Origin of the sequence: Clavibacter lycopersici, from assembly GCF_003576405.1 — a bacterium.
GTDB classification, from domain to species: Bacteria; Actinomycetota; Actinomycetes; order Actinomycetales; family Microbacteriaceae; genus Clavibacter; species Clavibacter lycopersici.
On the sequence record NZ_QWGT01000131.1, the window covers coordinates 1 to 7,964 of the forward strand.

The window sequence follows — 7,964 nt, forward strand, 5'->3', positions numbered from 1 at the left end:
GGCCACCCCCAGCGACCGCTTCCCCGCCGCGGGCGGTCCCACGGCCACCCGCGACCTCGGCGCGCGGAACCGGTCCACCTACGCCGTGCCGCGCGCCGCCGCGCGCCTCTTCGCCGGGGACGTGGCGCGCGCCGCGGCCGAGCTGCCCGGCGGTCGTCCTCCCGCCCATCGGTCGCCGTCGCGCGCGACGCTCATGGCCGTGAGCCCGCAGCTGCTGCCGCGCCCCGACGACTGGCCCGAGCGGATCCACCAGACGGGTGCCTGGTACGGGGAGCCGTCCGCGGAATCGCCCGACCCGGTCGTCGGCGGCTTCCTCGGCGCCGGGCCCTACCTCGTCGCCTCGTTCGGCTCCATGGCGACAGGGGATCCGTCCGCCCGGGGGCGCGCGATCGTCACGGCCGCCCGCGCCCACGGCCTGCGGGTGCTGCTCGTCACCGGATGGGGCGGGCTCGCGCTGCCGCAGGAGTGCCGCGGCCCCGATGTGCTGGCCGTGCGATCGGCGCCGTTCGACCGGGTGCTGCTGGGCGCGGCGCTCGCCGTGCACCACGGCGGGGCCGGCACCTCGCACGCCGTCGCCCGGGCCGGCGTTCCCGCCGTCGTCGTGCCGGTCACCGCGGACCAGCCGTTCTGGGCCGCCCGGCTGCACCGACAGGGGGTCGCCGCCGCCCCGATCCCGCTGCGCCGCCTGTCGGTCGACGCCCTCGTGCGCGCGATGGGCGACGCCATCTCCCGGGGCGAGCGCGCGGCGGAGGTCGGCCGGATCATGCGGGAGGAGCGCGGGGTGCAGCGGGCGGTCGACGTGCTCGAGTCCCTCTGATCCGCTCGTCCCGCACGCGGATCCCCCGGCCGCGCGGCGGCGCGTCGCCGCCACCTGCGGACGCGCCGTGCGCCTCCTCGCGGTCTCCCCTGCTGCGCCCGTGCGCACCGTAGGGACTACCCGTGACGGTCCCCGGGGATGACGACCCCTGGCCCGCCCGTCGCGAGGATGGATGCGCGGCCCACCCCCGGCCGCGCGCTCCGCGAGGAGCATCCGCCGCCGGCCCGTCCCCCCGGGTCGGCGGCGGCACGCACGTCGAGAAGAGGATCCGCATGGGCAGCACCCTGAGCTCCGCCGCACGCGACGACGAGCAGGCGGTGCCGGGCGACGCGCCCCGCGTGCTCCGTGTCTTCGTGGTCGACGAGGAGGCGCCCATCACGCAGCTGCTGTCGCTCGCGCTGCGGATGGAGGGCTGGGACGTGCGCGTCTTCGCCACCGGCCGCGCCGCGATCGGCGCCGCCGTCGAGGCCGCGCCCGACGCGATCCTCCTGGACATGACGCTGCCCGACGTCTCGGGCGTCGAGGTGGTCGGCGAGCTGCGGCGCGCCGGCGTCGACACGCCCGTGCTGTTCCTCACCGGCCGCGACTCGCTCGAGGACCGGCTCGCGGCCTTCGGCGCGGGCGCCGACGACTACGTCACCAAGCCGTTCGGCCTCGAGGAGGTCGTCGAGACGCTGCGCGTGCTCTTCCGCCGACGCGGGCTCGCCCCGGCCATGGTCACCGCGGGCGACCTCGTGCTCGACCCGGCCTCGGGCGAGGCGTGGCTCGCGGGCGTGCCGCTGGACCTGGATCCGATGGACCTCGTCGTCGTGCAGGCGCTCGCCGAGGAGCCGACGCGTCGGCTCTCCCGCCGCGAGCTCGTGCACCGGCTGACGGACGCCGGCTGGGACCTCGTCGCCCCGCGCGCGCTCCTCGACCTGCCGTCCGTCACGGGTCGGCGAGCCGGCCGCGACCAGGTCGTCCTGGTCGCCGTCGCGGGCGACGACCTCGTGCTCGCGCCCGCCGACTGACGCCCGCCGGCCCACCTGCGGGCACCCCAATCCGGGGGTCGGCGCGGCGAGTCACCCCCGCAACTCCGGGGATCATGTGTCACACGCGTCACACCATGCGGAAATCGTCCCCCAGGCGGGGAATGGAATTCCCTACAGTCGGAAACAGGGAGCAGATCCTCCCCGCCGCGTCCCCGGGACCCCGGAGCGCGTCCCCTCCACCGCACGGTCGCGGCACAGCAATGGCGCGGACGGGCGGTCCTGCACCACCGGAGATGCCATGACCCGTCCCACCCCCGCCGCAGGCCGCGGCAGGTCGTTCCGTCGCGCGGCCGCCGGCGCATGCCTCTCGGCGTCGCTCGTGATCCTGCCCCTCGCGATGGCGCCCGCCGCCCACGCCGAGACCGTCCCCGTCGACTCCGCGCCCGTCGCCGTCGAGGCGCCGGCCGTCGAGGCCCCGGCCGCCACGCCGACGCCCGCCGTCGAGACGCCCGCCGTCGAGGCCCCGTCCGCCGACGCGACGCCGACGCCCGCGCCCACCGAGACCGCCGAGGAGACGGCCCCCGTCGCCGACGCCCCGGTCGAGACCACGCCGACCCCGGCCGTCCCGACCACCCCCGGCACCCCGTCGACCGGCCTGCCGACGCTCGAGCCGACCGCCCCCGTCGTCGAGCTGCCCTTCACCTGGACCACGCCCGACCGCGGCGTCGCCCTCCCGATCAACGAGGCCGTGCCGTTCGCCGGCACCGGCACCGCGGGCAGCATCGTCACCGCCAGCTACTTCAACGCCGTGGGCGTCAAGGCCATCGCGGGCATCGGCATCGTCGGCGAGGACGGCACGTACGCGTTCCCCGCGAGCTTCACCGAGCTGCTGCAGGACTCGAAGACCGCCAGCGTCACGCTGACGCAGGTCGGCCTCGACCTCACCATCACGGGCGAGATCCGCGGCCTCGTCCGCTTCGCCGAGGCGCCCGTCGGCCCGTTCGTGCGCGCCGAGGCGTCGTTCTCCACCATCTCGCCGATCTCCGTCGCCGAGGCCACGAGCATCCTCGGCGGCCTCAAGGTCACCGCGACCGGCTACCTCCGCTACGAGGCCGTCGAGGTCACGGTCACCGCGCCCGACGGCACGGTCATCGAGATCAGCGACGCGAACGCGGGCGTCGGAGTCGGCACCCGCTCGCTGGAGGACCTCGTGCGCGCCGACGTCGACGGCACGTTCGCGCAGCCGGTGATCCTGTTCGGCGACGTCCAGCCCGGCACGTACCAGGTGTCCGTCGCCGGCCTCGAGTCGGGCCTCACGCAGGGCGGCACGGTCGAGCTGACGGCCGAGGACGCGGGCGGACCGGTCATCCCGGGCCTGCCCACGCTGCCCGGCACGCCCACCCCGGCGCCGACCGCGCCCTCGATCGAGCCCGCGGGCACCGCGCCGAAGCCGATCGCGAAGCCGGCCGCGCACCACGACGACACGCTGCCCGTCACGGGCACCGACGGCGCAGCTGCCCTCGGCCTCGGCGGACTCGGCGCGCTCATGGCGCTGGCCGGCGCGGGCACGCTCGTCGCCCGCCGCCGCATGCGCTCCGCGGAGTAGCTGCACGGCACCACCCGCGCCACGCACGACGACGGCCGGATCCCCTCAGGGATCCGGCCGTCGTCGTCTCGGTGCTGGCGCGGATCAGCCGCGACGGGTGCGGGTCGCGTCCTGCGCCTTCCGCTGGGCCTGCTCCGCCTGCTGCTGGACGCTCGGGGCGGCCTGCGCGTGCTGCTGGATCTTCGGGGCCTCCTCCTCGGCCTTCGTCAGCATCGACTCCCAGCGGGCCTGCATCGGCTTGATGAGGCCGCCGCCGGCGCCGACGATGATCACGCCGGCGATGATGGCGAGCACCGCGATGAGGATCGGGGTGGTCACGGTCGTCGCGACCTCGATCTGGTTGAGGGCCGCGGTGATCCCGAGGAACAGGATGAACACGGCGACGATGTTGCCGAGGACCTTGCCGTAGGACAGGCCGCCCAGGGTGTTCTGGATGAGGCCCTTGGCGCCCGCGGCGATGGCCGACGCGATGACCACGATGATGATCGCGACGATGATCTTCGGCAGGAAGCCGATGATGCCCTGGAGCAGGTCGCTCACCGGGTTCCGGCCGAAGACGCCGAAGGCGAACTGCAGGACGAAGAGCACGAGCGTGTAGTAGACGATCTTCGCGACGATGTCGGAGGCGTCGAGCTTGGATCCGGCGAGGGCCTTCTTGATGCCGCCGCGCTCGACGAGGCGGTCGAAGCCGACCTTCTCGAGGAGCTTGTCGATGGCCTTCGAGATGAGCTTCGCGACGATCAGGCCGACGACGAGGATGAGCAGGAAGAGCAGGGCGAGGGGCACGAACGCGATGACCGCGGCGAGTCCGTCCTGCAGTACGGCGGGGAAGTCCATGGGGTGGCCCTTTCAGGGTCGGGTGGGCCGACGCGGCGCGTCGGCGGTGGGTCGTGCGGTGGTGTCCCGCCGGGCGGACCTGCGGGATCCGCCCGGCGGGGTGCTGCGGGTGCTGCGGGGGTGCGGCCGGGTCAGCGGCGTGCGGTGCCGTCCGCGTCGCCGTCGATCTCGATCTCCTCGTGGCGGACGTCCTCGGTGACGGTGCGCTCGTCGGTCACCGTCTCGGTGCCGAGCTTCACGCGCTCCACGGGGACCGTCTCCATCTGCACGACGGGGCGCTCCTCGGTGAGGACCACCTCGTGCTCCTCCTCGGAGAGGTCGGGGCCGCGGGTGGCGGATCCGACGTTCGCGTCGGTGATCGGCTCGCGCTCGAGCCGCACCTCCTCGTGGCTGACGGGGACGGTCACGGTCTGCTGCTCGGTGACGATGTGCTTGCGGAGGCGGGCGCGCCCGGTCTCCACGCGCTCGGTGCCGACGTGCAGCTGCTCCTCGGAGCGGGTCATCGCGTCGTCGGTAGTGGGGCCGGAGGTGTCGTGGCCGACCGTGCCGGCGCCGTCGACGTCCGCACGGCGGTCGCCGTCGACGCCCGCGTGCTCGTCCTGGTCGAAGAGGCCCTGCGTGCCGGCGGCGTCGTCCGTGGGGTTCCGCGAGGATCCGCCGCCCATGCCGTAGTGCGCGTAGAGGGCGTCCTCCTCCTGCTCGCCGAGGGCGCCGTCGGCGTCGATGCGCGGGGCGTCCTTCACCTTCGCCTTGTCGTGGCGGACCGTGAGGGTCTCGCGATCCCAGTCCGCGCCCTCGAGGGGGACGAAGGACTCGGACGTGCCGAAGAGGCCGGTCTTGACGGTGGCCCAGACGGGGCTCTCGTCGGTCGGGTCGACGTAGACCTGTCCGACGGTGCCGATCTTGTCGCCGTCCGCGTCGTGCACGGGGGCGCCGACGATGCTGCCGATGTCGTTGCTGTCGATCATGGTGGTTCTCCTTCTCCCCGACGGATGCCGGGTGTGGGTGAGGAGCGGGTCGGGCGGTCCCGCGGTGCGCGCCTCGCGGCGGACGGGCGGCTGCCTCAGTGGGCTTACGGCGTAAGTCCAATGGCGACCTTACGCCGTAAGCCGCGCTACGGTGCGGTTGTCGGAGACTCCGCATCTCGAGCGCCGGCCCGTCGGGAACCGCAGACCAGCAGGGGGCATCCGCCATGGCAGGACGAGACAGGGCGTCGCGCGGCGGATCGGCGCCGGGCCTCAGCCGTGAGCTGATCATCCAGACGGCGCTCGACCAGATCGACCGGTCGGGCCCGCAGGGGCTCTCCATGCGCTCGCTCGCGCAGGTGCTCGGGGTGGAGGCGATGTCGCTCTACCGGTACGTGCACGGCAAGGAGGACCTCCTCGAGGGCGTCGTCGCGTCCCTCATGCGGGAGCTCACCGACCGTCTCCAGAGGGCCGAGGACGAGCACTGGCAGGGATTCCTGCAGACCGTCGCCCACGAGGTCCGGCGCATCGCCACCGACCACCCGAAGGCGTTCCCGCTCGTGGCCACCCGCCACCCCGCGGCGCCCTGGCTGCGACCGCCGCTGCGGAGCGTCGAGGTCGTCAACACGTTCCTGACCGAGCTGACCCGCAACGGGTTCACCGACGAGCAGGCGGTCGACGCCTACCGCGCGTTCAGCAGCTTCCTGCTCGGCCAGCTCCTCCTGCAGTCCGTGGTGCGCGGGGCGGAGGCGGGACCCGCCGAGGAGCCGCTCGACGAGGGCGGCGCGGCGATCCCGCAGGGCGACGGGAGCATGTCCCTCGACTCCGCGCCCGAGGTCCGGCGTCTCCGCACCCTGCTGAGCGCGGACCGCAGCGACGAGGAGTTCGAGGTGTCGTTGGAGGCGCTCCTCGATCGGCTGGATCGGGCGCTGTCGCAGTAGCGGATCCGGGGGAGGACGAGCGCCTTCCCCGCGACGCGCCCGGTCCCGGCTCGGAGCGCGGGGCGTCACCCCGCGCCCACCCGGTCGTCAGAGCAGCAGTCCCCGCGGCTCCGACCAGTGCGCGCCGGATCGGAGGTGGCCGAGCACGAGGGCCTGCAGGCGCGAGAGGCGCGCGTCGGCGGGCAGGGCGATGACCTCGGGCAGCGGGCGGCGGAAGACGAAGCGGGCGACGCTCGCGTCGGCCTCCGCGGATCGCACGACCTCGTCGACGCGGAAGCGGCGGGCGAACGCGGCGATGTTGCTCGGCTCGGGGAGCTCGCGCAGGAGCGGGTCCAGCAGCCACGAGGTGCACACGACGGGGTCCGCGCCCAGGTACGCGCGGCCCTCCGCGAGGGACCGGTCGAGCTCGTCGGCGACGAGCGGCCCGCCCTCGGGGATGTGCAGCGCGCGGGATCCGTCGACCGTCTCGCGCTCGAGCTGGATGCGCCCGAACGCCAGCACGTCGCCGCGCAGCACGCGGACGAGCCAGGGCAGGTCGACGGCCGCGCCGTACGCGTCGAGCTTGCGGCCGACGTCGGCGAGGCTCCGCGCCGTGACCTCCTCGGGGATGCCGAGCGCGCGGTGGCGCGCGATGGCCCGCGGCTCGAGCGCGAGCACGGCACCGGCGATGGCGGCGGCCGTGAGCGGCGCGGGCGACATGCGGGCGGCGGATCCGAGGGCGTCGGCGTCCCCGGAGTCCAGCGCGGCCGCCATCACGTCCGCGAGGGCCGGATCCGCCGCGGCCGTGCCGGCGACGCCGAGCAGGGATGCGCTCACGATCCGAGCAGCGTCAGCAGGCGCTGGACCTCGCGGGCCACGGCCGCGCGGGCGGGGGAGATGTAGCGGCGCGGATCCACGAGCGCCGCGTCCGCCGACAGCGCCTCGCGCGCGGCCGCCGTGAACAGGCCGTTCAGGTGCGTGGAGATGTTGATCTTCGTCATGCCGGCGTCGCGGGCGGCGACGAGCTCGTCGTCGCTCAGGCCGGAGGACCCGTGCAGCACCAGGGGCACGCCGACCTCGGCGGCGAGCCGCACGATGAGCGCGCGGTCGACCGTGGCGACCCGGTCGGTCATCGCGTGGGAGGTCCCGACCGCGACGGCCAGCGAGTCGACGCCGGTCGCGGCGACGAACGCGGCGGCCTCGTCGGGCCGCGTGCGGGCGCCCGGGGCGTGGACCCCGTCCTTGCCGCCGACCTCGCCGAGCTCCGCCTCCACGCGCACGCCGTGGGCGTGGCAGTGGTCGACGACCGCGCGCGTGGTCGCGACGTTCTCGTCGTAGGGGAGCGCGGATCCGTCGAACATCACGCTCTGCACGCCCAGCTCGACCGCGGCGTGCACCAGCTCGACGTCCTCGGCGTGGTCGAGGTGCACGATCGCGGGAACGCCGGCGGCGCGCGCGATGGCGAGGCTGGCCGCGGCGATGGGCTCGAACGACCCGTGGTAGCGGGCGGCGTTCTGGCTGATCTGCAGGATCACGGGCAGGCCGGCGCGCTCGGCGCCCTCGACGATCGCCTCCGCGTGCTCGAGCAGCACCACGTTGAAGGCGCCGATCCCCCGGCGCAGGTCGCGGGCCTCGGTCACGAGGTCGAGCGCGGTGGTCGTCGTCATGGGTTCCTCCGTCATGGTGCGGGCGTGCGGTCGGGGGCGCGGGATCCGGCGTCGAGCGATGCCTCCAGCGCGGCGAGGCCCGCGGCGTCGACCTCGCCGGCGACGGGCGACAGCACGGCGGCGGCCCCCACGACGGCGGCGCGGCGCAGGGCTGCGGGCAGGGGGAGGCCGGCGAGGTCGA

The 7,964-nt window shown here is 75.0% G+C and carries 8 protein-coding genes; 4 read left to right on the forward strand and 4 right to left on the reverse strand.

Features of this window, described 5'->3' with window-relative positions:
* From DZG00_RS09760 to DZG00_RS17465, 3 genes are all read left to right on the forward strand, one after another.
* The coding region (locus DZG00_RS09760) for a glycosyltransferase (RefSeq protein ID WP_147359964.1) at positions 1–817 on the forward strand (817 nt) is incomplete at its 5' end.
* Between the two features lie 272 nt (positions 818–1,089).
* Complete coding sequence (locus tag DZG00_RS09765; protein WP_119383015.1) at positions 1,090–1,827, forward strand: response regulator transcription factor; 738 nt, start codon at positions 1,090–1,092, stop codon at positions 1,825–1,827.
* 259 nt (positions 1,828–2,086) lie between these two features.
* Positions 2,087–3,394 (forward strand): LPXTG cell wall anchor domain-containing protein, encoded by a 1,308-nt coding sequence (locus DZG00_RS17465; protein ID WP_119455578.1) that lies wholly within the window; start codon positions 2,087–2,089, stop codon positions 3,392–3,394.
* An 84-nt stretch (positions 3,395–3,478) separates the two neighbouring features.
* On the opposite strand, the gene DZG00_RS09775 is transcribed toward DZG00_RS17465, so the two are convergent.
* Both DZG00_RS09775 and DZG00_RS09780 read right to left on the reverse strand, forming a co-directional pair.
* Positions 3,479–4,231 (reverse strand): mechanosensitive ion channel family protein, encoded by a 753-nt coding sequence (locus DZG00_RS09775; protein ID WP_119382720.1) that lies wholly within the window; start codon positions 4,229–4,231, stop codon positions 3,479–3,481.
* A gap of 131 nt (positions 4,232–4,362) precedes the next feature.
* On the reverse strand, positions 4,363–5,199 hold the full coding sequence (locus DZG00_RS09780) for a DUF2382 domain-containing protein (RefSeq protein ID WP_119382719.1): 837 nt from the start codon (positions 5,197–5,199) through the stop codon (positions 4,363–4,365).
* A gap of 224 nt (positions 5,200–5,423) precedes the next feature.
* Between DZG00_RS09780 and DZG00_RS09785 the strand changes: the two genes are divergently transcribed.
* Complete coding sequence (locus DZG00_RS09785) at positions 5,424–6,137, forward strand: TetR/AcrR family transcriptional regulator C-terminal domain-containing protein (RefSeq protein ID WP_119382718.1); 714 nt, start codon at positions 5,424–5,426, stop codon at positions 6,135–6,137.
* Between the two features lie 87 nt (positions 6,138–6,224).
* On the opposite strand, the gene DZG00_RS09790 is transcribed toward DZG00_RS09785, so the two are convergent.
* Positions 6,225–6,953, reverse strand: coding sequence for an acyltransferase domain-containing protein (locus DZG00_RS09790; protein ID WP_119382717.1), 729 nt, complete (start codon positions 6,951–6,953; stop codon positions 6,225–6,227).
* On the reverse strand, positions 6,950–7,783 hold the full coding sequence (locus tag DZG00_RS09795) for a class II fructose-bisphosphate aldolase (RefSeq protein WP_119455579.1): 834 nt from the start codon (positions 7,781–7,783) through the stop codon (positions 6,950–6,952). Before DZG00_RS09795 ends, DZG00_RS09790 begins: the two co-directional genes overlap by 4 nt.
* Between the last annotated feature and the right edge of the window lie 181 nt (positions 7,784–7,964).

What these genes read in the sequence shown, in the direction of transcription:
- DZG00_RS09765 (WP_119383015.1), top strand. Translation starts at nt 1,090, where the DNA reads ATGGGCAGCACCCTGAGCTCCGCCGCACGCGACGACGAGCAGGCGGTG.
- DZG00_RS17465 (WP_119455578.1), top strand. Translation starts at nt 2,087, where the DNA reads ATGACCCGTCCCACCCCCGCCGCAGGCCGCGGCAGGTCGTTCCGTCGC.
- DZG00_RS09775 (WP_119382720.1), bottom strand. Translation starts at nt 4,231, where the DNA reads ATGGACTTCCCCGCCGTACTGCAGGACGGACTCGCCGCGGTCATCGCG.
- DZG00_RS09780 (WP_119382719.1), bottom strand. Translation starts at nt 5,199, where the DNA reads ATGATCGACAGCAACGACATCGGCAGCATCGTCGGCGCCCCCGTGCAC.
- DZG00_RS09785 (WP_119382718.1), top strand. Translation starts at nt 5,424, where the DNA reads ATGGCAGGACGAGACAGGGCGTCGCGCGGCGGATCGGCGCCGGGCCTC.
- DZG00_RS09795 (WP_119455579.1), bottom strand. Translation starts at nt 7,783, where the DNA reads ATGACGACGACCACCGCGCTCGACCTCGTGACCGAGGCCCGCGACCTG.